Below are 24293 nucleotides of genomic sequence, written 5' to 3'. Positions count from 1 at the left end.
TATCGCTCCGTCATGGTTTGCCGGGATGCTGCGGTTGGCCGGACTCGGCGGAGTCGGGGTAAGCCGTGGTCTCGGCGGCTGCGGGCAACGGTCTGGCGGGCTGGTGGTGGGCCCGCTCGGCCTGCTGCTGTCGCTCGGCGTCGCGCACCATGCGTTCGGCGAAGTCCCGATATACCGGGGTCGGGCAGAACAGCGATGCGGCCGCGCGAGCAAGCAGACAGGCTGCCATGATCGGAATCACCATGTCCTGGTTGTCGGTCAGCTCCATCGCGATCACCGCCGAGGTCAGCGGCGAACCGGTGACACCGGCGAGGTAGGCGCTCATGCCCAGCAGCACCACCGCACCGGCGGGCGCGCCCGGCAGCAGATGCGCGATGTTCTGGCCCAGGCCGGCGCCTACCGCCAGCGCCGGCGAAAAGATGCCACCGGGGATGCCGGCCCAGTACGAGACCACATTGGCCAGCAGCTTGGCGATGCCGAAGTCCTGTCCCGGCATGGCGGCCGTGCCCTGCACGATCGCGCGGGCCTGGTCGTAGCCGGTGCCGTAGATGCTGTTGTGCGTACACACGCCGAGCACCGCCAGTGCCAGGCCGCAGCCGGCGGCGAACAACACCGGCCAGCGCGCGCGAAGGCGACCGACCTGCGCCAGCGGGCCGCGTCGACTGAGCAGGATCAGGCGCGCAAACAGGCCGCCGAGCAGGCCGCAACCGACCCCGGTCAACAGCACGGCCAACCAGGCGCTGCCCAGCGGCAGGCTGGCGTCCACTTCGCCGAAGTATGAGTAGTTGCCCATGACGCCCAGCGACACCACGCCGCCGATGATCACCGCGGTCAGCAGCAGGCCGCTGAAGCGGTGCTCGAACGTCCCGGCCAGCTCCTCGATTGCGAATACCACGCCGGCCAACGGCGTGTTGAACGCCGCCGCGATGCCGGCTGCGCCGCCGGCGAGGATGAAGCGCGATGCAGCCTTGGGATCGCTGAAGCCGAAACGCCTGCCGATGGAGTAGAACAGCGCTGCGCCGACATGCACGGTCGGGCCTTCGCGCCCGATCGAGGCGCCCACCGCCAGCGACGCCAGGGTCAGCACCATCTTGCCGGCGGCGACCGGCAGCGACAGCATGCGCGTGCGAAAGCCGCCGTCCTCGATGTGCAGCGAGGCGATCACCTGCGGAATGCCGCTGCCGCGGGTCGCGCGCAGGCGCCCCTCCGTTGCCTGAGCGAGCAGCCCGAACACCAGCGGAGTGAGGATGAGCGGTATCCAGATGCCGTGATCCAGGATGCGCAGGAACAACTGGTAGGACCAGACGCTGGCCTTGGCGAACAGGATCGCGGCCAGCGCCACCAGCACGGCGCCCGCCCACAGCACCAACCGGCGTTTCCAGTGGTGCGGCGCAAAGAACTCATGCCCGAGCAGCGCCTGCAGGCGGGGATTGGAGGATGCTGGAGCGGACTTGGGCGGTTCTGGCATGGCGCGATTATCGCAGACGGCCGCGGCAGGATTGATGCCGCCAGCCCTGGCCGTCCGATACCGGTGCGAACGCTGTCGCACCGCGAGTCGCCATCAGCGTGGCCGCCAGCGGGTTTCGTAGAGATCGAAACGGCGGTCCTTGAGGTTGGTCACCGCGCCGGCGTTGCGCGCGCGGGCCAGGGTTGCCAGGTGCAGGTCGGCGAACAGCACGGTCTCGATGTTCGGCGTGGAGTCGGCGGCGATGCCGTCGCGGGCGAAGCCGAAGTCGCTGGGCGTGAGGATGCAGCTTTGCCCGTACTGGATGTCGAAGTTGTTGACCCCGGGCAGGTTGCCCACGTTGCCGGACAGCACCACGTAGCACTGGTTCTCGATCGCCCGCGCCTGCGCGCAGTAGCGCACGCGCAGGTAGCCCTCGCGCACGTCGGTGCAGAACGGCACGAACAGGATCAGCGCACCCTGGTCGACGAGGTGGCGCGCCACCTCGGGAAACTCCGAGTCGTAGCAGATCATCACCCCGATCGGGCCGCAGTCGGTGAGCACGGTGGCCGCGCTGTCGCCGCCGGCGATGTTCCACACGTTGCGCTCACTGGGCGTGGGGTGCAGCTTCTCGCGCTCGTGCAGCGAGCCGTCGCGCAGGCACACGTAGCAGACGTTGTGGATGTCGCCGTTGGCCTGCTCGGTGGGATGCGTGCCGGCGATGATGTTGATGTTGTAATGGACGGCCAGACGGCTGAACAGCTCCTTCACCTGCGGCGTGTAGTGGCTGAGCTTGCGGATCGAATCCACCGGCGACAGCTCGGTGTTCTCGATCGACAGCAACTGCAGCGTGATCAGTTCGGGGAAGGTGACGAAGTCGGCGTTGTAGTCGGCGGCGATGTCGGTGAAATACTCGACCTGGGTGGCGAACTCCTCGAACGAGGCGATGCGCCGCTGCTGGTACTGCACTGACGCCACCCGCACCGCGTCGGGCAGGCGTTGCGGCGAGGGGATCGAGGGCGTGTCGGGCTGGTCGAGCAGTTGCGGGTTGCGCCAGACCAGGTGCACGGCGTAGCCCAGCGACTCGTGGTCGGAGGGCACGTAGCCGCGCAGCAGGCCGATCACCTCGAAATCGTTGGACAGCTGGAAGCTCAGCGTGAGGTCGCGCCGCCGGCCTTCGGTCACCGCCTGCACGTAGGACTCGGCACTGCCGTAGCGCGCGATGTTCTTCGCCAGCCCCGGAATGCGCCCGCCGAACACGATGCCGCGCAGCTTGAGATTCATGCACAACCGCTTGCGCGCGCGATACAGCCGCTGGCCGATGCGCATGCCGCGGTAGTCGGGGTGCACCACGACTTCCATGCCGTACAGCCAGTTGCCGTCCGGCTTGTGGCGCGAGGCCATGCCGCCGCCGGTGATCTCCATCCAGGTGTGCGGCGCCAGCGCGGTGGCTTCGTCGATGCGGAAGGTGGCGCAGTAGCCGACGATGCGATCGTCGTACTCGACCACGAACTGGCCTTCCGGGAAGTGCGTCTGCTGTGAGCGCAGCATCTCGGCCGAATGGCCCCATTCCGGACCGTAGACCCGCCCGGTGAGTTCCACCAACTGCGGCACGTCGACCGGCCGCGCCTGGCGCAACAACAACCGCGGGGTGTTTTCACTGGATTTGCCTGCCATGCGGGCCATTATGCATGGGCGTGTCGAGGCTCGGGTGAAGGCGCGGCGGAGGCACGGTTACACTGGCGACCATCGCAACGGAGACCATCGATGAACGAAACCAGCCGCAGCACCAGCTACCGGGCCGGACGGTTGTGGCGAGACGGCGAATGGCAGCGCGATGCCAGCTTCGCGGTGGACGCCGGTGGTGCGCTGGTCGACGCGAGCGACGGCATCGAGACGATCGGCCAGTGGGTGCTGCCCGGCATGCCGAACCTCCATTCCCATGCGTTCCAGCGCGCGATGGCGGGCCTGGCCGAACGCCGGGGAAGGGCGGACGACAGCTTCTGGAGCTGGCGCGAGGCGATGTACGGCTTTGCCGCGGTGATCGACCCGGAGTCGCTGCAGGCGATCGCCGCGCAGCTCTACGTCGAGATGCTCAAGGCCGGCTACACCCGCGTGTGCGAATTCCACTACCTGCACCACCGGCCCGACGGCACGCCGTACGCGCAGGCCGAGGCCATGTCGCTGGCGCTGGTCGAGGCCGCGCGCGAGGCCGGCATCGGCCTGACCCTGCTGCCGGTGCTGTACATGAGCGGCGGTTTCGACGGCCGCGCGCTGGGCGAACGGCAGCGGCGCTTCGGCCACGACGTGGATGGCTACCTGCGCCTGCTCGACACGCTGCAGGCGCACGCCGATCGCGACCTGCGCGTCGGCACCGCGCTGCATTCGCTGCGCGCCGTGCCGGAGGCGGCGTTGCGCGAAGTGCTTGCCGACTCGCGGGTGCGTCGCGGGCCGATCCACATCCACATCGCCGAGCAGATCGGCGAGGTGCAGGATTGCCTGGCCATCCGCGGCGCCCGCCCGGTCGAGTGGCTGTTCGACCACGCCGAGGTCGATGCCCGCTGGTGCCTGGTACACGCCACGCACCTGACCGAGGCGGAGACCGCACGGATCGCCGCCAGCGGCGCGGTGGCCGGGTTGTGTCCGACCACCGAGGCGAATCTCGGCGACGGCCTGTTTCCGCTGGCGGCCTACCTCGATGCCGGGGGCACGTTCGGCATCGGCTCGGATTCGCACATTTCCATTTCGCCGGTGGAAGAACTGCGCTGGCTCGAATACGGCCAGCGACTGCTCACCCGTCGCCGCAACATCGCCGCCCGCCAGCCCGGGGCCAGCGTGGGCGAGACGCTGTGGCGCGGCGCTCTGGCCGGCGGCGCGCGCGCCAGCGGCCTGCCGGGCGGCGAGTTGCATGCCGGCGCGCCCGCCGACCTGATCGTGCTGGACGAAAACTCGCCGCTGCTCGCCGCGCGCGATGAGACCTCCGTGCTCGACAGCTGGCTGTTCGCCGGCAACACGCCGCTGGTGCGCGACGTGATGCGGGCCGGTCGCTGGGTGGTGCGCGATTTCCGCCACCATGACGAGGAACGCATTGCAGCGCGGTATCGCACCGCCGTGCAGCGGATCGCCGCCGGCTGAGTCGACGGCGGCCGGCTGAACGGTTGCCATCGTGCGCCACACCCTTGTCATCGCCCGCGCGCGAATGCCGTTGATGGGGGCACTTCCCTCATCTGGAGCGTGCCATGCGTCGATTCCTGCATCGTGTTTCCGCCGCCGCCCTGCTGTTGCTGTTTGGCGCGACGCTGGCCGGCTGCGTGGTGGTGCCCGCGCGCGGGCGCGCGTGGGTGCCGGGCCACTGGGCGGCACCGCATGTCTGGGTGGGCGGGCACTGGCGTTATCGCTGAGCGTGCCAGCCGGCGGCGTGACCATCGGCAGGGGTGACGGCGCCGGCGCGGGAGTATGTTGCCCGCTCGCATGCGGCATGCCGCCGCAGTCGGGAACGCGCATGAATCGGGCACGCCGCTCGGCGGGCGCCGCCATCCTGCGGGGTGGCCTGGTGGCCGGCACCATCGACATCGGCGCGGCGTCGCTGATCAACATGGTCGACCCGCTGATCATCCTGCGCGCGATCGCCAGCGGCCTGCTCGGCCGTGCGGCGTTCGCCGGCGGGTTGCCGGTGTCGCTGCTGGGCCTGGTGCTGCAATGGGCGATGTCATTGCTGATCGCGGCGATCTTCGTGCTGGCCGCGCAGCGCCTGGCGTGGATGGGGCGCCGCTGGATCACTGCGGGACTTGCCTACGGCGTGGTGGTCTTCGTGGTGATGGAGTTCGTGGTGGTGCCGCTGTCGGCCGCGAAGAATCCGCACTTCACGGTGCTGTCGCTGCTGGAGAACGTGCTGGCAATGCTGCTGTACGGCCTGATCATCGCGTTCTTCGCGCGGCGGGTGCGCTAAGCTTTCCGGTCTTTCCGGTTCGCGCGCAGCGCAGGCATTGGACGTGACGACAGCTTCGATGCCCGCGGCGGTGCCCTCATTCCCGGACGCCGCCGCGCGCTACATCCATCACGGCACGCCAGACTTCCGCCGCACCAATCTCGCCCTGTTCGCCGCCGGCTTCGCCACGTTCGGCCTGCTGTACTGCGTGCAGCCGCTGATGCCGGAGTTCAGCCGCCACTACGGGGTGAGCGAGGCGGGCGCGGCGCTGTCCTTGTCGCTGACCACCGGGGTGCTGGCGTTCGCGATGCTGTTTGCCGGCGCGCTGTCGGACGCGTGGGGACGCAAGTCGCTGATGGTCGCTTCGCTGCTCAGCTCCGCGGTGCTGGTGCTGGTGACTGCGATGATGCCGGACTGGTACGCACTGCTGGTGGTGCGCACGCTGCTGGGGCTGACCCTGAGCGGGCTGCCCGCGGTGGCGATGACCTACCTCAGCGAGGAGATGCACGTCGAGTCGATCGGGCTGGGCATGGGCCTGTACATCAGCGGCAGTGCCGTGGGCGGCATGGGCGGGCGGCTGATCACCGGCGTGCTGGCGGACTTCTTCGGCTGGCGCATCGGCGTGGCCGTGGTCGCGCTGATCGGCATCGTGGCCGCGCTGGTCTTCTGGCGCATGCTGCCTGCCTCGCGGCATTTCACGGCGCAGCCGCTGCGCTGGCGCACGGTCGCGGGTCGCTTCAACGGCATCTTCCACGACCGTGGCCTGCCGTGGCTGTTCATCGAGGGCTTCCTGCTGCTGGGCGCGTTCGTCACGGTCTACAACTACCTCGGCTACCGCCTGCTGGCGCCGCCGTACAACCTCAGCCAGGCGGTGGTAGGCCTGATCTTCGGCATCTATCTGGTGGGCACCTTCAGCTCGGCGTGGATGGGCCACCTGGCCGGCAAGCTGGGCCGGCGCAAGGTGCTGTGGACGGCGCTCGCGCTGATGCTGGCCGGAGTGGCGCTGACCGTGGCGCAACCGCTGTGGCTGGTGATGGCCGGCCTCGTGGCGGTGACGTTCGGTTTCTTCGGAGGCCACTCGATCGTCAGCAGCTGGGTCGGCCGCCGCGCCGGCGCGGCGAAGGCGCAGGCCGCGTCGGTGTACCTGTTCTGCTATTACATGGGCTCCAGCATCGCCGGCGCCAGCGGCGGCCTGTTCTACGCCGCGCACGGCTGGGCCGGGGTGGCGCTGTTCGTCGGCGCGCTGGTGCTGCTCGGACTGCTGGTCGCGCTGCGGCTGTTCCGGCTGCCGCCGCTGGTCAATGTGGCGACCGCGCCGACGCCGATGAGCAAGGGCGCGATGGGGTGAGAGCCGGGAATGGGGAATGGGGAGTCGGGAATCGGAGGAGCGGAAGTGTGTGCTTTTGGTTCTCCCATTCCCCATTCTCGATTCCCTATTCCCTATTCCCTATTCCCTATTCCCTGCCCTGGCGCAGCATCCCCTTCACCGCGTCGTAATCGCCGTCGTTCGCGGCGGCGGGCAGTCCGAGCAGGTGGGTCATCAGCGGATAGACGTCCACATTCGGGAAGGCGGGGATCTTCGCGCCGACGCGAAACGCCGGGCCGTGCGCGATGAAGATCGCCTGCATGGCGGGCTCGGCGTTGTCGTAGCCGTGGTTGCCCAGGCTGGGCGGGTCCTTCTTCGCGGCCAGCTTGGCGCGGCTGGCGATGCGCCAGTGCACGTTGGCCAGGCAGATCAGCTGCGGCACCCGCGGGTTGCTTCCGTAGTCGAAGCGCGCCGGTATGCGGCGCTTGTCCCAGCAGCGCATGTGTCGTTGCGGCCGTTCCAGCTTGCGTTCGATCGTCGCGAACCGGGCGCGGTCTTCCGCGCTGTCGGAGCGCGGATTGAAGCCGGCGACGATGCCCTCGCTCACCAGTTGCACCTGGTCCAGCGGCAGCAGGTCGTCCAGCAGTACGGTATTGCCGGCCGGCACCGCGGCCATGCCGTGGTCAGACAGCACGATAAGGTTGATCCGCTGGAACAGCCCGCGCTGCTTCAGGCCCTGCAGCAGTCGGCCCAGCGCGGCATCCGTGGCGCGCAGCGCGGCGTCGACCTGCGGCGAGTCCGGGCCGTGCTCGTGGCCGGCGTGATCGACGGCATCGAAATACAAGGTGAGAAAGCGAGGCCGCAAGGCGGGCGGCAAGTCGAGCCAGGCCAGCACCTGGTCGACCCGCGCATCGGCGCCGACGCTGCCGTCGAACGGGTGCCAGTAGTCGGGATGGCGGCCGTGGATCGCCGCTTCCGAACCCGGCCAGAACATCGTCGCGGTGCGCATGCCGTGTTCGTCGGCGGTCACCCAGATCGGCGTGGCCTCGTCCCACCAGCGGCCGTCACTGACCGCTTTGCGGTTGCCCAGCGAGAACTTGCCCAGCTGCGGGTCGAACATGGTGTTGTCGACGACGCCGTGATGGTCCGGGCGCAGTCCGGTGACCAGGGTGTAGTGGTTCGGAAACGTCAGCGAGGGAAACGAGGGTTGCATCGAGGCAGCCTGCACGCCGTGCCTGGCCAGCTTTTCCAGGTTGGGGCTGAGGCCGCGATCGATGTAGTCGTGGCGATAGCCGTCGATCGAGATCAGCAGCAACGGTGAGGGTTCGCTTGTCGCGGCGCGGACGAGCGCGCGATCGGTGCCGGAAAGATGCGCGCAACCGGCGCACGCGGCGATGGCTGCGCAAAGCAGCAGGCGGAACACTGTGTTCATGCGGGTCGTTGCACACTCTGGCCAAACCAACGCCCATGGTCGCGCAGAGTCATGACGATTGCAGCCCACGCATCTCCAACCCGCATGCTCGCCTGTACGGCGATGCTGCTGGCGCTCGGCTCTTCCGCCGTCGCGGGCGCCGGGCAGGTCACGCCGCCGACACCGGTGCGCGCGTACGCGCCGGTGCAGGGCGACGCGTCCCGCCATGCCGTGCGCCAGCAGCAGCTGCGCGATCAGGTGCGCCAGAGCGAACTGCAGCAGCAACTGCAACAGAACGTGTCCGACAACGCGAAGCGTCCGGGCGCGAAGAACAAGCTGCTGCAACGCCAGCTCGAGCAGGCCGACCAGGCGCGGCACGAGCGCGACCGCGCTGCGCTCAGGGACCTGCTCGACCGGCAGCAGGCCCACTCCGTGCTGCCGCGGGTGATCCCGCCGGATGCGCCGGCGCCGGCGCGCAGCGGCGGTTGATCAGCGCGCCGCGCGGCGCCCGTCGTCAGCGCCGAACAGGTCGCCGTGCGCGATGCGGCGTTCCCACCCCAGCAGGAATCGCTTCGCCGGCAGGCCGCCGCCGAAGCCGGTGAGGCTGCCGTTGCTGCCGATCACGCGATGGCAGGGCACCACGATCGGCAGCGGGTTGCGCCCGTTCGCCGCGCCGACCGCGCGCATCGCCTGCGGCTGGCCGATACGGCGCGCCAGCTCGCCGTAGCTGATGGTCTCGGCGTAGGGGATGCGCGCCAGTTCCTCCCACACCGTCAGCTGGAACGCCGTGCCTTGCGGATGCAGCGGCAGGTCGAACCCGGTTCGCGTGCCCGCGAAGTATTCCTCCAGTTGCTCGCGCGCGAATGCGAGCGCCGACGACGAGCGCACCCAGTGCGGCGAAACCGGCCGCGGGTGCCGCTCGGTCTCGAAGCGGATCTCGCGCAGCCCCTGCGCGTCGGCCAGCAACAGCAGGCGGCCGACCGGGCTCGGCATCCCGTCGACGTGGATCGTTTCGGCGTTCATGGTTTGCTCCGTTGGGCGGTCGCGGCGTCGCCGACGCTGCGCCACAAATGCATCACCGCGTAGGCGCGCCACGGTCGCCATGCCTCGGCCAGCGCGGCGAGCGCCTTCGTGCCCAGTTCGGCGCCGTCGCCGGCCGCCGCTCGGCGCAGGATCAGGTCGGCGGCGGGGAATGCATCGGGGTGGCTCAGCGCGCGCATCGCCATGTAATGCGCGGTCCACTCGCCGATGCCGGGCAACGCCACCCAGCGCGCGACGAATTCGTGCAGCGGTTGCTCCACGCGAAAATCCACGCGGCCGTCGAGCAGCGCCTGGGCGATGCCGCGGATCGCGGCGGCGCGCGCGGTGGTGACGCCGAGTTCGCGCAGGTCCGCGTCGGCCAGTTGCGCCGGGGTCGGAAACAGCCGTTCCAGGCCGTCCGGCAGCGGCAGCGCGAGCACCGAGCCGTGGCGCTGCACGATGCGCGAGGCCAGCGTACGTGCGGCCGCCACGCTGACTTGCTGGCCGAGCACCGCGCGCACCGCGATCTCGAAACCGTCCCAGCCGCCCGGCAGGCGCTGGCCCGGGTGCCGGCGCAGCATCGGTTTCAGCACCGCGCTGGCGCCCAGCGTCGCCGCGATCACGCGCGGGTCCGCGTCGAGGTCGAACATCCGCCGCGCTCGCGTGACCAGCGGCAGCAGTTGCGCGGGCCGTGCGCCGTGCAGTTCGAGTTGCAGCGCGTGGTCACCGCCCGGCGCCGCGGACAGACGCAGCCAGCCGGCATCATCCGCGTCGCCGAACACGCGCGCGTAGGCGTGCTCGTCCACCCGTTCCACGCCGGGCAGCGCGCGCGTGCGCAGGAATGCCAGCAAGGCCGGGAAGTCGTATGGCGGGCGATAACCCAGGCGCAGCACCAGCGTGGCGCCGGCCGCAGCGCGCGGTTGCCGGCGCAGCTCGCGCGGCGGCATCCGGTTCGCCGCCGCAAACGCGGCATTGAAACGGCGCAGGCTGCCGAACCCCGACGCCAGCGCCACCTCGGTCACGGGCAGCGCAGTCTCGGTCAGCAGTTGCTTGGCGAACAGCAGGCGGCGGGTGGTGTGCACGTCGATCGGCGGTGCGCCCAGATGCGCCACGAACAGGCGGCGCAGTTGCCGCGCGCCGACGCCCACGCGCGTGGCCAGCTCCGCCAGCGGACGCTCGCTCAGCGCGCCGGCATCGATCAGTTTCAGCGCACGCGCCACCACGTGCTCGCCGCGATGCCAGCTCGCATTGCCCGGCGCCAGTTCCGGCCGGCAGCGCAGGCAGGGCCGGAACCCGGCCGCTTCCGCGGCCGCGGCGCTGGCGTAGTAGCGGATGTTTGCCGGTTTCGGCGGCGGCGCCGGGCAGACCGGGCGGCAATAGATCCGCGTGCTGGTGACGGCGGTGAAGAACAATCCGTCGAAGCGGGCGTCGCGGCTCAGCCGCGCCTGTTCGCAGACGGCCAGCGCGGGCAGGATGGCGGCGGGTGATTCGGACATGGGCGCAGGCTAGCACCGCGGCGGCCGCGGAACTGGCCGTTTTCGGACATCAATGCCGGATCGTCGGCAGCACCACCGCGGTGGGTCGCTGGCAGGCGCGCTGGCGGCTGCGGCGGAAGTCCCCCGCCTCCTTGTCGCTGGCGGGGCGGCCGCTGTCGCCACCATCGAACGCGACCCGCCACGAACCGTCCGGCGCGCGCCGCCATGTCGTCGAGAAATGTCCGATCGCGTAACGCGATGCCGCGTTCGCGCCCATGTTCTCGAACAGGTACGGGCCGCTGGACGTCGCCAGCGTGCCGTCCGCGCTCGCGACCACGTGCTGCGGATACCAGTCCAGCCGCACGGACTTGCCGGCAAGGATCGCCGCCCAGTGCCGCACGATTGCCTGCGGTCCGCGCACGGGCGTGTCCGCATTTGCGTCGAACACGCTGTCGTCGGCGAGGAACGCGGCGAATGCCGCGGCATCGTGCCGCTGCACGCTGCGGGCAAACGCCAGTTCGCGTTGCCATACCTCGCAGGCGGCGCGATCGGCCGCAGCCATCGCGGCGGACGCCGGCGCGCCGGGCAGGGCGGCAAGCAGCAGGATCAACCCCATCGAACGTGACATCGGCGACTCCGGCGGTCGGGTTGCCGCGCAGCTTCCATCCGCCCCAGGCGTGGCGCCAGTGCCGGAACGCACGGGCCACCGACGCAGCGCTGCGGGCATGGCCAGGGTCAGCCTGGAGGCCTGCGCGAGCGTGGCGCTGCGCAAGCACACCGGCATCGACGCCGCCCGCAGCCCGCCCTCAGCCATGCCGACGGCCGCTCAGCGCCTGCGTTCGACGGGCACCCCGCGAAACGCGCGCTCCACGCCCTTCGCCCACCGGACGTTCAGGCGGAGGTGATGCCGAGCAGCCCGCCCACTGCGCCGAGCAGGGCGCGGCGATCGTAGGGCTTGGCCAGGAAGGTCGTGTTTTCGGGAAAACAGGTGAAGCTGTTGCGTGGATCCGCCGAGATCAGCATGACCTGGATGGATCGATGCCGTCGGGCGCGCAGCGCCAGTTCGATACCGTCGATGCCGCCGGGCATGTGGATGTCGCTCACCAGCAGGTCGATGGTGGAATCCTGCATCAGCATGTTCAGCGCGCTGGTGCCGTTGCCGGCGGTCACGACGTGATAGCCCTCGGCCTCCAGCACCATCGCGGTGGCGTCGCGGGCGCTGCGGTCATCCTCTGCCAGCAGGATGGTGTAGTTCTGCGCATGGGTCATGGCGATCTTCCGCAGACGGGGACCGACCATGATCTGTCCGGTGTAAAAGCCCGGTGAGGGTGGAATCTGTGTAGGCTGTAGCTCCCCGGGGGCGGCGACGCATGAACCGACTTGAGCGCTATCGACAGCTGGTCGGGTTCTTCCCCGATGGCATACATGAGCTCGACGTGTCCGGTCACATCGTCGGCATGAACGACAGCGGCCGCGCCGCGCTGTGCATTGCCGACCCGGTCAGCGCGATCGGGCAGCCGCTGGCCGCGTTCTGGCCCGAGGGAGCGCGTGCCGCGATCGATGCAGCGCTGGCGAGCGCGCGCCAGGGGCGCTCGGTCGAGTTCACCCAGGTGCTGCCGTCGGCCGACGGCGAAGATGGCTGGTGGGAGATCAGCGTGCATCCGTATCTGGATGCGCGACAGCGGGTGGACGGCATCGTCGTGATCAGCCATGACGTCACCGAGCCGGTGCAGGCAACGCTGGCCCTGGACACGGTGATCCACGGCCTGCACCGGCGGCTCAGCCTCAGCGAACTGGCCGGCGAAAGCGATGCCGCCCGCTATGAGGCGCTGGCCCGGCAGCTGGCGCGCGCACGGGTGTTCCAGCGGGAGGGAGCCGGCCGGGAGGCGTCGCTGAAGCTGCAACTGGGCCTGGCAAGCGCCGCCCAGGCGGTGGCCGAGCACGCCTCGCAGCAGGCGCAGAAAAACGAGGCGATTGGCCAACTGGTGGCGGGCCTCTCGCACGACTTCGCCAACATGCTGCAGATCGCCATGGTGGCGCTCAGCAGCATCGAGGACGATCCGGCCAACCTCGACGAGCGGCAGCGTCGCATGCTTGGCTACAGCATGGAGGGTGTACAGCACGCCGCGCTGCTCGCCAAGCGGCTTCTTGCGTTTGCCCGTGTGCACCGCTATGCGGCAGCGCCGGTGGAACTGACCGCGATCGTTCGCGACATCGAGGGTTTCGCCAGGCAGAGCCTGGGCGCCGGCATGGATTTCCAGGTCGGGCCCGTCGCTGACGAGCTGCCTACCCTGGGCGACTGCCATTCCATCGAACAGGCCTTCATCAACCTGTGCATCAATGCACGCGACGCATGTCGCGGGCAGGGCAGCATCCGGGTCGACCTGGGCGAGCTGATCGTGGGCGAGGCCGAGAGCAGCACGCTGCGCCAGGCGGGTGACTACGTCACATTGGCCGTCACCGACAATGGCAGCGGCATGGAGGAAGCCGTGCGCGAGCGCCTGTTCGAGCCGTACTTCACCACCAAGCCCGAAGGCAGCGGCACCGGCCTGGGTCTGGCCCAGGTGTACGGCGTGATGCGGCAGGCCGGCGGTTTTGTCGACGTGGAATCCGCACCGGGCCAGGGCACCACGATGACCCTGGCGTTCCCGCGCCTGCGCCTGCCCGCAGCGGGCTGACCCAGCAGACCACCGCATTCGGGCCGTGTGGCCGCTGACCTATACTCGGCGGTCTGACTCACCGGAGCGCATCGCCATGAACGCACCCACCCGCATCGACACCACCCGCACCATCCGCGCGCCCCGCGGCAGCGAGCTTTCCTGCAAGAGCTGGCTCAGCGAGGCGCCGTTCCGCATGATCCAGAACAACCTCGACCCCGAGGTGGCGGAGAATCCGGCGGAGCTGGTGGTGTACGGCGGCATCGGCCGCGCCGCGCGCAACTGGGAGTGCTTCGACGCGATCTTGCGCAGCCTGCGCGAGTTGAACGACGACGAGACCCTGCTGGTGCAGTCCGGCAAGCCGGTTGGCGTGTTCCGCACGCATGCCGACGCGCCGCGCGTACTGATCGCGAACTCCAACCTGGTGCCGCACTGGGCCACCTGGGAGCACTTCAACGAGCTCGATAAAAAGGGCCTGATGATGTACGGCCAGATGACCGCAGGCAGCTGGATCTACATCGGCTCGCAGGGCATCATCCAGGGCACCTACGAAACCTTCGTCGAGATGGGCCGCCAGCATCACGGCGGCAACCTCAAGGGCAAGTGGCTGCTCACCGCCGGCCTCGGCGGCATGGGCGCGGCGCAGCCGCTGGCCGCCTCGCTGGCCGGCATGTGCAGCCTCAACATCGAATGCCAGCAGAGCCGCATCGACTTCCGCCTGAAGACCCGCTACGTCGACGAGCAGGCCAGCAGCCTCGACGACGCGCTGGCGCGCATAGAGAAGTACACGAAAGCCGGCGAGGCGAAATCCGTCGCGCTGCTCGGCAACGCCGCCGACATCCTGCCTGAACTCGTGAAGCGAGGCGTGCGCCCCGACGCCGTCACCGACCAGACCAGCGCGCACGACCCGGTCAACGGCTACCTGCCGCAGGGCTGGACGCTGGAGCAGTGGTTCGAGCGTCGCAAGGCCGACCCGGTCGGCACCGCGCGCGCCGCCAAGCTGTCGATGAAGACCCACGTGGAGGCGATGCTCGCGTTCCACGCGCAGGGCATCCCCACCTTCGACTACGGCAACAACATCCGGCAGATGGCGCAAGACGTCGGCTGCGACAACGCGTTCGCGTTCCCCGGCTTCGTGCCCGCCTACGTGCGCCCGCTGTTCTGTCGCGGCATCGGGCCGTTCCGCTGGGTGGCGCTTTCCGGCGACCCGGAAGACATCTACAAGACCGATCAGAAAGTGAAGGAGCTGATTCCGGACGACGCGCACCTGCACAACTGGCTCGACATGGCGAAGGAGCGCATCAGCTTCCAGGGCCTGCCCGCACGAATTTGCTGGGTGGGGCTGGGGCTGCGCGACAAGCTCGGCCTGGCGTTCAACGAGATGGTGCGCAAGGGGGAGTTGAAGGCGCCGGTGGTGATCGGGCGCGATCATCTCGATTCCGGCAGCGTCGCTTCACCGAACCGCGAAACCGAATCCATGAAGGATGGCAGCGACGCCGTCAGCGACTGGCCGCTGCTCAATGCGATGTTGAACGTGGCCGGTGGCGCGACCTGGGTGTCGCTGCATCATGGCGGTGGGGTGGGGATGGGGTATTCGCAGCACTCCGGCGTGGTGATCGTGTGCGACGGCACCAGGGAAGCGGATGAGCGGATTGCGCGGGTGTTGTGGAATGATCCGGGCACCGGGGTGATGCGGCATGCGGATGCGGGGTATGAGGTGGCGGTCGAGTGTGCGCGGGAGCAGGGGTTGAAGTTGCCGATGGTTCCGTAGAACAACCACAGGGGAGCACTTCATGGCCGTACCCAAATACGACTGGTGGTATCTGCCGCTGCTGCGTCTGCTCGGTGACGGGCAGGTTCGGCGCATGTCCGAGGTTTATGACGTGCTTGCAGCGGAGGCCGGGCTCGGCGAGGCCGACTTGGCCGAAATGCTGCCAAGTGGTACGGACCACACCTATCGCAACCGTATCGCCTGGGCGCGTACCTTCCTCAAGAAGGCGGGGCTTCTGCAGTCACCCAAATGGGGCATGGTCAGCATCACTGATCGTGGCAAAGCGGTATTGCTTGAGAACCCGACAAACATCAACGACGCGTGGTTGATGCGTTATCCCGAATTTGCGGAATGGGCGCGCCCCACCAAGACCTCGGTGGGGGCCTCCGGGCTGTCGTCTGACGAAGGCGCGACCGACGATGTGGACGAGACGCCACGGGAGACACTGGAACGCATGTACTCGCGGCTGCAGCGCGATCTCGCCGACGAGTTGCTGGAGCGTGTCAAACAGATAAGCCCGGCCTACTTTGAGAAAATCGTGGTAGACCTGATGCTGGCGATGGGTTACGGCGGTTCGCGTGCCGAGGCGGGACACACTGTCGGCCGGTCCGGTGACGGCGGCATTGATGGCGTGATCGACGAGGATCATCTCGGGTTGGACAAGATCTACCTGCAGGCCAAGCGCTGGAAAGACAGCGTCGGTCGTCCGCTGGTGCAGGCATTTTCTGGGTCGCTGGAGGGGGAACGCGCCAACAAGGGCGTGTTCATCACCACCTCGACATTTACCGCTGAGGCCCGCGACTACGTTGGAAAGATCAGCAAGAAGATCGTGCTGATCGATGGCCGGAAGCTGGCCGAGCTGATGATCCGCCACGATGTGGGCGTAGGCTGCGAGGCGACCTACGTGGTCAAGCGCATCGACAGCGATTACTTCGACCCGGATGCATGATCGACAGGATATTCGAATAGCGGCCAACTGATTTTCTGGAAGTGCACTTCGCGTAACGTCGGTGTGCGCGGGAGTAGGGGTTGAAGTTGCCGATGGTTTGAGCGTCAACGACGGCATTGCGGCATATACGGCAATGCCGTATGATTCGACAAGACGGAAAGGAGTCTGTCCATGTTCGAGTTCATCGAGTCGCCGAGTTTCGAGCGATTGGTTTACGACTATCTTGACGATGAAGGTTATGGCGCGCTGCAGGCCGCCTTGTCGCATTGGCCGGAGGCGGGCGACCTGATCCCCGGCTCGGGCGGATGCCGGAAGTTGCGTTGGAACCTATCGGGCAAAGGCAAGCGTGGCGGCCTTCGCGTCATTTACTACGTCAAGTTGCGCGATGGACGCATCTGGCTGTTGGCTATCTACGGCAAGAGCACGCAAGAGAATGTGCCCGCGCACGTCCTCAAGGCCCTGAAAGAGGAATTTGTCCATGGCGAAAATGACTGAAGCACAGCTGGCCGAGCGTGACAGCAAGCGCAACCTCGGTGAGGAACTGTTGCAAGCGGTGCGCGACATCAAGGCCGGCCGCACCGGCCGCGTATTCCACGTCGAAGTGACCCAGGCCACCGAAGCCCGCCTCAAGCTCGGGCTTTCGCAAGCCGACTTCGCCGCCATGCTGGGCGTCTCCGCGCGCACCTTGCAGGATTGGGAGCAGGGCAGGCGCGAACCGAGCGGCGCAGCCAAGGCGCTGCTGAAGGTGGCGGTGGCAGCGCCGAAGACGGTGCGGAAGGTGCTGGCGGCGGCTTGAGTAAGTGAACCTGGCCCCGTTCTTGTGGCCGTCCGGTGCGCCTTGGGAGCACACTGCGGCATCACCATGGGTTCAAGCCGAGGAACCGCGCCATGACCGACGTTCACATCACCCGGGAAGAACACGGCCGGCATGGTCGCTATGTCGCCACGGTGGCCGGTATCGAGGCCGAAGCCGAGCTGGTTTTCACGCAGCGCGGGCCGGGTCTGATCAGCGCGGACCACACCTTGTCCCCGGAGAGCCTGAAGGGCACCGGCGCGGCGTCGGCCTTGGTCGACCGGTTGGTCAGCGATGCGCGCGGACAGGGGTTCCGGATCATTCCGTTCTGTCCCTATGTCCGTGCGCGCTACCTGAAGAACCCGGCCTGGCAGGACGTGATGACGGTGGCGCCCGGCGTGGCCCCGGAGCCTTGCACCGACTAGCGTGACGCGCCACAGGCACGGTCGGGTGCGCTTGTCCAAAGCGTGTGGAGGCCACCAGGCCGTCACCACGCCTTGCTGCCGGTTCATCGGTGACGAACCCCGCTCGCCGGGCTTCTTGCTCGGCCCATCAAGAAAATTGCCCGGCGCCTGAGCGGCGCGTCGCACCTTGTACGGCAGCGCCCGGACTGCCAACAGTCCGGAGTCGTGGCGTCGCCTGTCGATTTCCGTCCGCGCCGTTCGTCGCCCTGACACAACCCCAGGGGCAGACAGAGTGCACGTTCTGAAGTGAGCGCTGCAGAAGAGCCGACTCTGGCCCCCGTTCTTTGCCCCGGACAAACTGCGAATCGAGGACCTATGACGTACCCATCTCTATCACCGGATCAGATCGCCGTTTTGGGTCCATTGGACAGCGCGGCGGTCACGACCACGGAGGTCATCCGAAAATTTCATGAGGCATTCGATCGTCACGATCCGGATGCGATGGAGGACCTGGTTGCGGATGATTGCGTCATCGAGAATACCCATCCCGCTCCAGACGGCGCCCGTCTGGTTGGCAAGGCGGCATGCCTGGCGAACTGGCAAGATCTCGCCAGGTCCACAAGCACCTGGTTCGCACGCGAGGAAGTGTTTGTCATCGGTGAGCGGGCCGTCATCCGATGGCGCTATGGCTGGGGCGCAGACGAGGGTCAATCCATCCGTGGCATCAATCTGATGCGGGTCCGTGGCGGACGTATCGTCGAAGCGATGGGCTACGTCAAAGGATAGTGCGACAAAGAACGGGGTCGGAGCCCTTCGAACTGCTGTAAGTTGGTACTCGCGCGCGGCTTGCTTGCGTCCGCCGCGTCGAACCGCAAAAGGACCTTGTGCGTGGAACATCTGCTTCGTCTTGCCGACTCGAATGCCACGTTGTACGCGGCGGCACTCCTGTTCACCGTCGGGGTGGTGCTGTGGCTTGCGTGGGCGCGGTTCTTTTACGAGCGGGAGGATCTTGAACGGGTTCCCCATTTCGTGATGGCGTTGTCGGTGCTGGTGTTTTTCGTCGGTCGCTATGCCCACGCCGCCACGAATGGCCTGGATGGGGTCGCCTGCGTGGCGGGGCGGTATTCGCTGCGCGTGGTTTGTTTCAGTCATGACGAGCGCGCGGGGATGTACTGGGCCGTGGCCGCGCTGCAGACATTGATCTCGGCGGTACTCGTGATCGCGGCGGTGCTGGTCCTTGCGCATCTCGCGCGGCCGGGCAAGTCGGACCATCGCGTGCGGGCAGCGAGTCGGATGCGCCGCGCGGATGATGCTGGGTTGCCCGTCGCAGGCCCGGCGAGGCGGGAAGGGACGTTTCGGCTATTCCTGTTCGCCAGCTGGACGATCACGCTGGCGACCCTCGCGTGGATTGCCGTGTCGCTGGACGAGGTCAGCGATGTGCGAAGACAGGTGGCCGAGGCGTTCGCGTCGGTTGCGTTTGAACGAGGCACCGTCGAAACATACCTGCAGGACCACGGCAGGCTGCCCGAAGACAACAGCGCGGCTGCATTGCCGCCGCCTGCGGAGCTGCGCCGGCGCTACCTGAGCGAAGTCCAGGTGGTCAAGGGAAGCCTGCTGCTCAGGTTCGATGCCGCGACGGCGGATGTGCATCTTGCCGGCCATCAGGTGCTGTTGATCGCGGTGCGGGACGGCACGCGGGTGTCCTGGCACTGCGTCACCTTCGATGTCGACGACAGATATCTGCCCTTGCGCTGCCCGGCGAACCCGTGAGTTCAAACGTGGGTGCTGGCCCCGCTGCGGGACTTTTCTCATTTCCGGAAGTGGCCGCGTCCGCGTGCTGGACAATGACCACGCAGCCGGGCATTTTCCCTGTCCAAAGCGGGGTCAGGTTCACTTTCTGACCAGTGATAAGTGAACCTGACCCCGTTCGGTCCGGTGATAAGTGAACCTGACCCCGTTCGGTCCGTTCTCTTTTTCGCATCTACGTTTCCGCCTTGCGATCAAACAGCAACTGGGGCGCAAACTCGCACCAAGGAAGATCGACCGGCCGAGAAAGACCGCCATCGAAACCTTAGACCTGCTGGAAAGTCGACTCTGACCGCTGTTTTACCTTGTGCGAGAATTACCGCTAATCCATTGGGCGTTGCACGGCATGAGAACTATCGGGCTGATCGGTGGCATGAGCTGGGAATCCACCATGCACTACTACCAGCGCATCAACGAGCTGGTTGCCGCACGCCTGGGCGGCCTGCACTCGGCCAGGTTGTTGCTGTGGAGTGTCGAGTTCGCCGAGATCGCGCGCCTGCAACACGCCGATGACTGGGATGCGGCCGGCCGCATCCTCGCAGATGCCGCGCGCCGGCTGGAACACGCCGGGGCCGAAGGCCTGTTGATCTGCGCCAACACGATGCATCGGGTGGCGCCTGCGGTGGAGGCGGCCGTCAGCGTTCCGGTGCTGCACCTTGCCGACATCACCGCCCAGGCCTTGCTGGCCGACGGCCACCGCAGCGCCGCGTTGCTTGGCACCCGCTTCACCATGGCCCAGCCGTTCTATCGCGAACGGCTGGAACGTCACGGCCTGTCCATCAGCGTGCCGACATCGGAAGAACAAGACGCGCTGCACCAAATCATCTTCGATGAGCTGGTGAAGGGGCGCGTGGAGCCGGCATCGCGCGAACGTTTCATCACGATCATGCGCCGGATGCACGCCGCGGGCGCGCAGGCGGTGATCCTCGGCTGCACCGAGTTCGGCATGCTGCTGCGCGCAGAGGACGCGCCAGACATCCCGCGCGTCGACACAACCGAACTCCACTGCCAGGCCGCCGTGGGTTGGATGCTCGCGTAGCGCTCCGGTTACAAGAACGCGACCTGATCCACTTTCAGTCCGAAAAGGTGTCAGGGACAATTTCGGGGCGGTAACAGGCGTCGTCAAATTGTCCCCGTTCAAAGGTGTCCGTCAAAGCTGGGCCATCTCACTCTGACCCCGGTTTCATTTCGGCAACCCCGCCAGCCACGCCAGCACCGCGTGTGACAGCTCGATGCGCTTGTCCGAATAGGCGTGGTCGGTGGCGAAATGCCGGGTGGTCACGTGCGTGTCGCCGGCGCTGCGCAAGGCAGCGGCGAAGGCGCTGTTCTCCCGGGTGAGGCCGTCGTCGGCCGTGAGGATCAGCGCGTTGCGGTTTTTCAGTGCATCCACCTTGTCCAGGAACGGCCAGCTCATGGCGTGGTCCGCCAGCTCCCTGGCCAGCCCGTCTGGTGTGCATCCCGCCAGCGGCGCCATGCCTTCTTCGGCCAGTCCGTGGGCCATGGCGGCGATCGCGTCGGAGCGCTTTTCCTTCTCGAGTAGAGCTTGCATGCGTCCGGACATGTCGGCGGCCGAAATGGTGGCGAAGGCCTTGATCGCGGGGTCCGCTGCCGCGGCCTCGACGGTCATGAAGCCGCCCATGCTGTGGCCGATCAGCACGATGCGGTTGGGATCCAGTCGCAACGACCGGGCTACCTCCGGCCGGCGCAGGTAGGCGATGGCGGCTCCGGTATCCTCGATGCTGTGCGCGAACGAGAAGCCGCCCGGCGTGCCCCACGAACCGCGGTAATTGAAGTACAGGACATCCCAACCGGCGCGTCGCATGTCCTGCGCCAGATCGAGGTTGCGCTCGTTGCCGGGAAACCCGTGCAGCAGGATCACCACCGGATGGGGACCCGCACCCGCGGCGATGTACACCAATGCGTTCATCAGCTCCCCATGGCTGGGGATCTGCATGGTCTGCATGGAGGCGCGATCAGGCGCGTGGGCCATTGCCGCATCCTGAGGCGTACCCGGAACCGGCGGCATCCCGGCGCGGACGGCTCCAGCGGCGAGCGCAAGACAGGCGCTGAGGAACACAACCCTTGCGTGCTTCATGGCATTCCCCTGAGCGGAATTGGACAAGTCTGGTACGGAAGGAGCGCCGAACGCCAACCTTGCCAGACTACTCCGCCGAACGAGGCCATCTCAATCCGGCCCCGTTCGTTCCTGTTTCCAAGGAACGAGCCGCCGCGAGCCTTGCGAACTTGCGGCGGCCTGTTGTCACAGGGGTCAGGAAAAACGAGGGTCAGAGTCTGAGGTTTCCCCACGTTTTCATGCCGGTACATGCAGTTGATCCAGCAACTGTGGACTGGAATGCCGTGGCTGATCGATGAGTTCGCTCAGACGCGTGCTCGACCATCGTCGCACCAGCGCCTCGTGCCCCAGTCGCATGACAGAGTAGAGACGTCAGGGACAAGGGGACGGAGGTAATTGAATCCGAACGGACATCGGGCAACTGCTCCGAAGGACGCGGCGGAGCTGATCAAGCCGCCGGCAAAGCAGGCACAAGACTGATACCGTTCGCCGTATGGTGTGGTCCAGTCCGGCCACGCGCTCGTTGTCGGCAGACGGCCATCCAGGGGGACGCATCGATGAACAGGATCATGACGGCGGCGGCGCTTGTATTGCTGACCGTGTGCACGGCGCGGGCAACGATTCCGCCGACGTCGAAACTCGCCGATCGGGCCGCCGAGCCGGCGGCAGGCGTCGCCCAGTTGGTGCAGAAGGCCTTCGCTGACGCCAGTCACAATGACACGGCGTCCGCACAGGCGGAACTCGACAAGGCGATTCATGCCGAGGGTTTCAACGACCTCCCGACGGATCTGCGATACCGCGCACTGCTGGTTGCCAGCCTGATCGCCACCCAGAACGGCCAGGACAAGAGGGCTCACGAAACGGCCGTACGGGCGACGGCTTTTGACGAGGCCGATGAAACGGCATGGATGACCCGCCTCTCCAGCGCGTTCTCCACCGGCGATTACAGCGATGCAGGGCATAGCGTGGCGGTCTTTGCCCGGAGCTGGCCGGGAAAACTGGGCGACGTGAATTCAGGCGCGATCAGGCAACTTCATTACCAGTACCTGCAGGCGCAGAACCCTGACACGGACCGGGAGATGCTGGACGCGCTGTTCGATGCGGGATGGTCGCAGAGCGGTGTCGAGCCCGGCAACTTGTGGCGTGACCTGGCGCTGCTGCACATCGAACGCAACGACATCGCGCGCGCTACGGCGGTGGCCTTGCGGATCACCTCGGCGCAGGCGGCGCTCAGCATGCGCGTGGATCGGCGCTTCGACCCCATCACCCTGAAGCGCTCTCGGAATTTCGATATTGATCGCTTGGTCGCCGCGGAGATCGAGGCAGCGCAGGAACGGGTGAAGGCCCAACCGGACAAGCTTGAGCCCATTGCGGACCTTCAAGAGCTGCTGCTGATCACCGGCCAGTATGCGCGCGTGCTTTCGATCAGCGACACGGTACTCGTTCATGCCGGGCGCGGAGACGGCCCCAAGACCTACACGGACTTTGACGACAAATATCCCTGGGTGCTCGACAACCGTTCACGGGCGTTCAAACGGCAGGGACGTTGGGACGATGCCGTGCGCGTCGAGGTATTGGCAGCGCGGCGCCCCGAGCATGGCGGCATGAACGTGAGCCAGTTGATCAATCTCGGCGGGTTGTACGTCGATCTCGGCTTGCCCGACAAGGCAGCCGATGCCATCGTCGAACTCGGCGACATGAGTCCCTTCGGTCGCATGCAGCTGGAAAGCGTGAAACTGCGAATCGCCGTCGCGAAAAGCGATGCCGCCGCCATCGCTGCCTCCATGAGCTATCAGCGCGAGCATCGTGCCGATGCCATTGCCACGTGGGAGGACGCCCTGCTGCTCTGCGGGAAGCTCGACGAGGCTGCATCCCTGCTCATCGAGCGGCTGCAGAAGCCCGCCTGGCGGAATGCCGCACTGGTCGACATGCAGCATTACGCCGATGTCACCGAGACGCCGACGGAAAAGCTGATTCACGACCGTTGGATCACGGTCACCGCGCGGCCCGATGTTCAGGCCGCCATGCAGAAGGTCGGCCGCGTGGAGCGGTTCCACATAGCGGAGGCGCTGCGTTGACCCGTCAATTGAAGGGGGCGTGGCCAGTCAAATTCGGTCGTCGTCTGGCAGGGCCCGTCGCCTGCCTGGCTTGATTGGCCACGTCCCCTTTTCCAGGGAGCGCGGCCGCTGGGCGTGCGCATGGCGCACACTGTCGCCATCACCACCGGTTCAAGCCGAGGAGCCGAACCATGACTGACGTTCACGTCATCCGGGAAGAAAACGGCCGGCATGGCCGCTATGTCGCAACGGTGGCGGGTATCGAGGCCGAAGCGGAACTGGTTTTCACGCATCGCGGGCCGGGGCTGATCAGCGCGGACCACACCCTGTCGCCGGAGAGCCTGAAAGGAACCGGCGCAGCGTCGGCGCTGGTTGATCGGCTGATCGCCGACGCGCGCGGGCAGGGCTTCCGGATCATTCCGTTCTGCCCCTATGTCCGTGCGCGCTATCTGAAGAACCCGGCCTGGCAGGACGTGATGACGGTGGCGCCGGGTGTGGTGCCGGAACCGTGCACTGACCAGGCATGACGTATGGCGCGGAGGCATCCGTGCCGTGCCCTGTTCCCCGTTCTTCAGGTTGACGGCGGGCGCGCCGATTTCAGCCCGGCAGCGCAGGTGAAGGAGGTCGCAGCGAAAAAAAAGGAGGCGCACTGCGCCTCCCACCATCAATTTATATCAGTCACCGGGGCTTGCGGCAAGACTGCCGGGGCGTCTGAGAATCGCCGGCCTGCCGATCGGGCAGCAAGCATGAGGTACGCCGGGGATGCATGACGACGAGTGGGTTCCGGTTTCCCACGGGAACTGCCATCGCGTGGAAGGGCCGTTCTACCACGGGACGAAGGCGGATCTTTCCCTGGGTGATTTGCTGATGGCCGGGTTCACCTCCAACTACGACGTCCGCGTCGTGATGAACCACATCTATTTCACCGCCGTAGCAAAGGGGGCCGGCCTTGCCGCGGAGATGGCGCGCGGCAGGGGAAGGCCGCGGGTCTATGTCGTCACGCCGACCGGTGCGTTCGAAGACGACCCCAACGTGACGAACAAGAAATTCCCCGGCAACCCCACTCGCTCCTACCGAAGCGCGGCGCCGCTGAGGATCGTGGGCGAGCTCGAACGCTGGGAGCCCTACGACGCGGAGTTCATCCGGGAACTGAAGCGTCGCGTCGAAGCCGGCATGGGGGAGATCATCAATTGACACG

The 24293-nt window shown here is 67.2% G+C and carries 25 protein-coding genes; 17 read left to right on the top strand and 8 right to left on the bottom strand.

The genetic code is table 11. The features are described 5' to 3' along the window. Nucleotides 1-10: 10 nt before the first annotated feature. Entirely contained in the window at nucleotides 11-1468 is a 1458-nt protein-coding gene (locus ACVCL3_RS04195; protein ID WP_395117982.1) for a chloride channel protein, read from the bottom strand. Between the two features lie 93 nt (nucleotides 1469-1561). After that, entirely contained in the window at nucleotides 1562-3121 is a 1560-nt protein-coding gene (locus tag ACVCL3_RS04190; protein ID WP_395117984.1) for a carbon-nitrogen hydrolase family protein, read from the bottom strand. A 90-nt stretch (nucleotides 3122-3211) separates the two neighbouring features. Between ACVCL3_RS04190 and ACVCL3_RS04185 the strand changes: the two genes are divergently transcribed. The 4 genes from ACVCL3_RS04185 to ACVCL3_RS04170 all read left to right on the top strand — a co-directional run bounded on the left by ACVCL3_RS04185 (nucleotide 3212) and on the right by ACVCL3_RS04170 (nucleotide 6720). Continuing rightward, entirely contained in the window at nucleotides 3212-4579 is a 1368-nt protein-coding gene (locus ACVCL3_RS04185; RefSeq protein WP_447100517.1) for a formimidoylglutamate deiminase, read from the top strand. 104 nt (nucleotides 4580-4683) lie between these two features. Beyond that, nucleotides 4684-4845, top strand: coding sequence for a hypothetical protein (locus ACVCL3_RS04180; protein ID WP_447099109.1), 162 nt, complete (start codon nucleotides 4684-4686; stop codon nucleotides 4843-4845). Nucleotides 4846-4946: 101 nt separating this feature from the next. Further along, on the top strand, nucleotides 4947-5393 hold the full coding sequence (locus ACVCL3_RS04175; protein ID WP_447100516.1) for a hypothetical protein: 447 nt from the start codon (nucleotides 4947-4949) through the stop codon (nucleotides 5391-5393). A 58-nt stretch (nucleotides 5394-5451) separates the two neighbouring features. Continuing rightward, nucleotides 5452-6720, top strand: a complete 1269-nt coding sequence (locus ACVCL3_RS04170) for an MFS transporter (RefSeq protein ID WP_447101563.1) — start codon at nucleotides 5452-5454, stop codon at nucleotides 6718-6720. A 106-nt stretch (nucleotides 6721-6826) separates the two neighbouring features. Here the strand turns inward: ACVCL3_RS04170 and ACVCL3_RS04165 are convergent, their stop codons facing one another. Next, a complete protein-coding gene (locus ACVCL3_RS04165) occupies nucleotides 6827-8110 on the bottom strand; it encodes an alkaline phosphatase family protein (protein ID WP_447100515.1) in 1284 nt (427 codons plus the stop codon). Between the two features lie 84 nt (nucleotides 8111-8194). Here ACVCL3_RS04165 and ACVCL3_RS04160 point away from each other — a divergent pair, with 84 nt between their 5' ends. Continuing rightward, entirely contained in the window at nucleotides 8195-8578 is a 384-nt protein-coding gene (locus ACVCL3_RS04160; RefSeq protein WP_447100514.1) for a hypothetical protein, read from the top strand. Here the strand turns inward: ACVCL3_RS04160 and ACVCL3_RS04155 are convergent, their stop codons facing one another. From ACVCL3_RS04155 to ACVCL3_RS04140, 4 genes are all read right to left on the bottom strand, one after another. Further along, nucleotides 8579-9112, bottom strand: a complete 534-nt coding sequence (locus ACVCL3_RS04155) for a methylated-DNA--[protein]-cysteine S-methyltransferase (RefSeq protein ID WP_395117998.1) — start codon at nucleotides 9110-9112, stop codon at nucleotides 8579-8581. Beyond that, a complete protein-coding gene (locus ACVCL3_RS04150) occupies nucleotides 9109-10605 on the bottom strand; it encodes an AlkA N-terminal domain-containing protein (protein ID WP_447100513.1) in 1497 nt (498 codons plus the stop codon). The genes ACVCL3_RS04155 and ACVCL3_RS04150 overlap by 4 nt, the downstream gene beginning before the upstream one ends. 49 nt (nucleotides 10606-10654) lie before the next feature. Beyond that, nucleotides 10655-11212 (bottom strand): YybH family protein, encoded by a 558-nt coding sequence (locus tag ACVCL3_RS04145; protein WP_447100512.1) that lies wholly within the window; start codon nucleotides 11210-11212, stop codon nucleotides 10655-10657. A gap of 263 nt (nucleotides 11213-11475) precedes the next feature. Beyond that, the gene (locus ACVCL3_RS04140) at nucleotides 11476-11853 is read right to left on the bottom strand and encodes a response regulator (RefSeq protein WP_395118004.1); all 378 of its coding nucleotides are present in this window, start codon (nucleotides 11851-11853) and stop codon (nucleotides 11476-11478) included. A gap of 101 nt (nucleotides 11854-11954) precedes the next feature. Between ACVCL3_RS04140 and ACVCL3_RS04135 the strand changes: the two genes are divergently transcribed. The 9 genes from ACVCL3_RS04135 (at nucleotide 11955) to ACVCL3_RS04095 (ending at nucleotide 20003) form a co-directional block, all read left to right on the top strand. Next, the gene (locus ACVCL3_RS04135) at nucleotides 11955-13262 is read left to right on the top strand and encodes a two-component system sensor histidine kinase NtrB (RefSeq protein WP_447100511.1); all 1308 of its coding nucleotides are present in this window, start codon (nucleotides 11955-11957) and stop codon (nucleotides 13260-13262) included. A gap of 76 nt (nucleotides 13263-13338) precedes the next feature. After that, the gene (gene hutU / locus ACVCL3_RS04130; protein ID WP_447100510.1) at nucleotides 13339-15012 is read left to right on the top strand and encodes a urocanate hydratase; all 1674 of its coding nucleotides are present in this window, start codon (nucleotides 13339-13341) and stop codon (nucleotides 15010-15012) included. Nucleotides 15013-15034: 22 nt separating this feature from the next. After that, complete coding sequence (locus ACVCL3_RS04125) at nucleotides 15035-15961, top strand: restriction endonuclease (protein ID WP_447100509.1); 927 nt, start codon at nucleotides 15035-15037, stop codon at nucleotides 15959-15961. Nucleotides 15962-16132: 171 nt separating this feature from the next. Beyond that, the gene (locus ACVCL3_RS04120; protein ID WP_447100508.1) at nucleotides 16133-16456 is read left to right on the top strand and encodes a hypothetical protein; all 324 of its coding nucleotides are present in this window, start codon (nucleotides 16133-16135) and stop codon (nucleotides 16454-16456) included. Next, nucleotides 16440-16757 (top strand): helix-turn-helix domain-containing protein, encoded by a 318-nt coding sequence (locus ACVCL3_RS04115; protein WP_447100507.1) that lies wholly within the window; start codon nucleotides 16440-16442, stop codon nucleotides 16755-16757. Before ACVCL3_RS04120 ends, ACVCL3_RS04115 begins: the two co-directional genes overlap by 17 nt. Before the next feature lie 92 nt (nucleotides 16758-16849). Continuing rightward, nucleotides 16850-17179, top strand: a complete 330-nt coding sequence (locus ACVCL3_RS04110; RefSeq protein WP_447100506.1) for a GNAT family N-acetyltransferase — start codon at nucleotides 16850-16852, stop codon at nucleotides 17177-17179. Between the two features lie 354 nt (nucleotides 17180-17533). Continuing rightward, nucleotides 17534-17944, top strand: coding sequence for a nuclear transport factor 2 family protein (locus tag ACVCL3_RS04105; RefSeq protein ID WP_447100505.1), 411 nt, complete (start codon nucleotides 17534-17536; stop codon nucleotides 17942-17944). Nucleotides 17945-18046: 102 nt separating this feature from the next. Beyond that, on the top strand, nucleotides 18047-18928 hold the full coding sequence (locus ACVCL3_RS04100; protein ID WP_447100504.1) for a pilin: 882 nt from the start codon (nucleotides 18047-18049) through the stop codon (nucleotides 18926-18928). Between the two features lie 382 nt (nucleotides 18929-19310). Then, the gene (locus tag ACVCL3_RS04095) at nucleotides 19311-20003 is read left to right on the top strand and encodes an aspartate/glutamate racemase family protein (protein ID WP_447100503.1); all 693 of its coding nucleotides are present in this window, start codon (nucleotides 19311-19313) and stop codon (nucleotides 20001-20003) included. A 144-nt stretch (nucleotides 20004-20147) separates the two neighbouring features. Here the strand turns inward: ACVCL3_RS04095 and ACVCL3_RS04090 are convergent, their stop codons facing one another. Beyond that, on the bottom strand, nucleotides 20148-20954 hold the full coding sequence (locus tag ACVCL3_RS04090; RefSeq protein ID WP_447100502.1) for an alpha/beta hydrolase family protein: 807 nt from the start codon (nucleotides 20952-20954) through the stop codon (nucleotides 20148-20150). A 641-nt stretch (nucleotides 20955-21595) separates the two neighbouring features. Here ACVCL3_RS04090 and ACVCL3_RS04085 point away from each other — a divergent pair. The 3 genes from ACVCL3_RS04085 (at nucleotide 21596) to arr (ending at nucleotide 24289) form a co-directional block, all read left to right on the top strand. Next, nucleotides 21596-23116 (top strand): hypothetical protein, encoded by a 1521-nt coding sequence (locus tag ACVCL3_RS04085; protein ID WP_447100501.1) that lies wholly within the window; start codon nucleotides 21596-21598, stop codon nucleotides 23114-23116. 170 nt (nucleotides 23117-23286) lie between these two features. Then, nucleotides 23287-23622: a GNAT family N-acetyltransferase gene (locus tag ACVCL3_RS04080; RefSeq protein WP_395118029.1), complete on the top strand. Its 336-nt coding sequence runs from the start codon at nucleotides 23287-23289 to the stop codon at nucleotides 23620-23622. Between the two features lie 235 nt (nucleotides 23623-23857). After that, nucleotides 23858-24289: an NAD(+)--rifampin ADP-ribosyltransferase gene (gene arr, locus ACVCL3_RS04075; RefSeq protein ID WP_447100500.1), complete on the top strand. Its 432-nt coding sequence runs from the start codon at nucleotides 23858-23860 to the stop codon at nucleotides 24287-24289. Nucleotides 24290-24293: the final 4 nt, after the last annotated feature.

Source organism: Rhodanobacter sp. UC4437_H4 (assembly GCF_052978425.1).
Note: the sequence above shows the minus strand (reverse complement) of the source record. Positions and strands in the feature narration are given on the sequence as shown.

Coding starts and splice junctions, on each gene's coding strand:
- ACVCL3_RS04195 (WP_395117982.1), bottom strand. CDS start 1,468: ATGCCAGAACCGCCCAAGTCCGCTCCAGCATCCTCCAATCCCCGCCTG.
- ACVCL3_RS04190 (WP_395117984.1), bottom strand. CDS start 3,121: ATGGCAGGCAAATCCAGTGAAAACACCCCGCGGTTGTTGTTGCGCCAG.
- ACVCL3_RS04185 (WP_447100517.1), top strand. CDS start 3,212: ATGAACGAAACCAGCCGCAGCACCAGCTACCGGGCCGGACGGTTGTGG.
- ACVCL3_RS04180 (WP_447099109.1), top strand. CDS start 4,684: ATGCGTCGATTCCTGCATCGTGTTTCCGCCGCCGCCCTGCTGTTGCTG.
- ACVCL3_RS04175 (WP_447100516.1), top strand. CDS start 4,947: ATGAATCGGGCACGCCGCTCGGCGGGCGCCGCCATCCTGCGGGGTGGC.
- ACVCL3_RS04170 (WP_447101563.1), top strand. CDS start 5,452: ATGCCCGCGGCGGTGCCCTCATTCCCGGACGCCGCCGCGCGCTACATC.
- ACVCL3_RS04165 (WP_447100515.1), bottom strand. CDS start 8,110: ATGAACACAGTGTTCCGCCTGCTGCTTTGCGCAGCCATCGCCGCGTGC.
- ACVCL3_RS04160 (WP_447100514.1), top strand. CDS start 8,195: ATGCTCGCCTGTACGGCGATGCTGCTGGCGCTCGGCTCTTCCGCCGTC.
- ACVCL3_RS04155 (WP_395117998.1), bottom strand. CDS start 9,112: ATGAACGCCGAAACGATCCACGTCGACGGGATGCCGAGCCCGGTCGGC.
- ACVCL3_RS04150 (WP_447100513.1), bottom strand. CDS start 10,605: ATGTCCGAATCACCCGCCGCCATCCTGCCCGCGCTGGCCGTCTGCGAA.
- ACVCL3_RS04145 (WP_447100512.1), bottom strand. CDS start 11,212: ATGTCACGTTCGATGGGGTTGATCCTGCTGCTTGCCGCCCTGCCCGGC.
- ACVCL3_RS04140 (WP_395118004.1), bottom strand. CDS start 11,853: ATGACCCATGCGCAGAACTACACCATCCTGCTGGCAGAGGATGACCGC.
- ACVCL3_RS04135 (WP_447100511.1), top strand. CDS start 11,955: ATGAACCGACTTGAGCGCTATCGACAGCTGGTCGGGTTCTTCCCCGAT.
- hutU (WP_447100510.1), top strand. CDS start 13,339: ATGAACGCACCCACCCGCATCGACACCACCCGCACCATCCGCGCGCCC.
- ACVCL3_RS04125 (WP_447100509.1), top strand. CDS start 15,035: ATGGCCGTACCCAAATACGACTGGTGGTATCTGCCGCTGCTGCGTCTG.
- ACVCL3_RS04120 (WP_447100508.1), top strand. CDS start 16,133: ATGTTCGAGTTCATCGAGTCGCCGAGTTTCGAGCGATTGGTTTACGAC.
- ACVCL3_RS04115 (WP_447100507.1), top strand. CDS start 16,440: ATGGCGAAAATGACTGAAGCACAGCTGGCCGAGCGTGACAGCAAGCGC.
- ACVCL3_RS04110 (WP_447100506.1), top strand. CDS start 16,850: ATGACCGACGTTCACATCACCCGGGAAGAACACGGCCGGCATGGTCGC.
- ACVCL3_RS04105 (WP_447100505.1), top strand. CDS start 17,534: ATGACGTACCCATCTCTATCACCGGATCAGATCGCCGTTTTGGGTCCA.
- ACVCL3_RS04095 (WP_447100503.1), top strand. CDS start 19,311: ATGAGAACTATCGGGCTGATCGGTGGCATGAGCTGGGAATCCACCATG.
- ACVCL3_RS04090 (WP_447100502.1), bottom strand. CDS start 20,954: ATGGCCCACGCGCCTGATCGCGCCTCCATGCAGACCATGCAGATCCCC.
- ACVCL3_RS04085 (WP_447100501.1), top strand. CDS start 21,596: ATGAACAGGATCATGACGGCGGCGGCGCTTGTATTGCTGACCGTGTGC.
- ACVCL3_RS04080 (WP_395118029.1), top strand. CDS start 23,287: ATGACTGACGTTCACGTCATCCGGGAAGAAAACGGCCGGCATGGCCGC.
- arr (WP_447100500.1), top strand. CDS start 23,858: ATGCATGACGACGAGTGGGTTCCGGTTTCCCACGGGAACTGCCATCGC.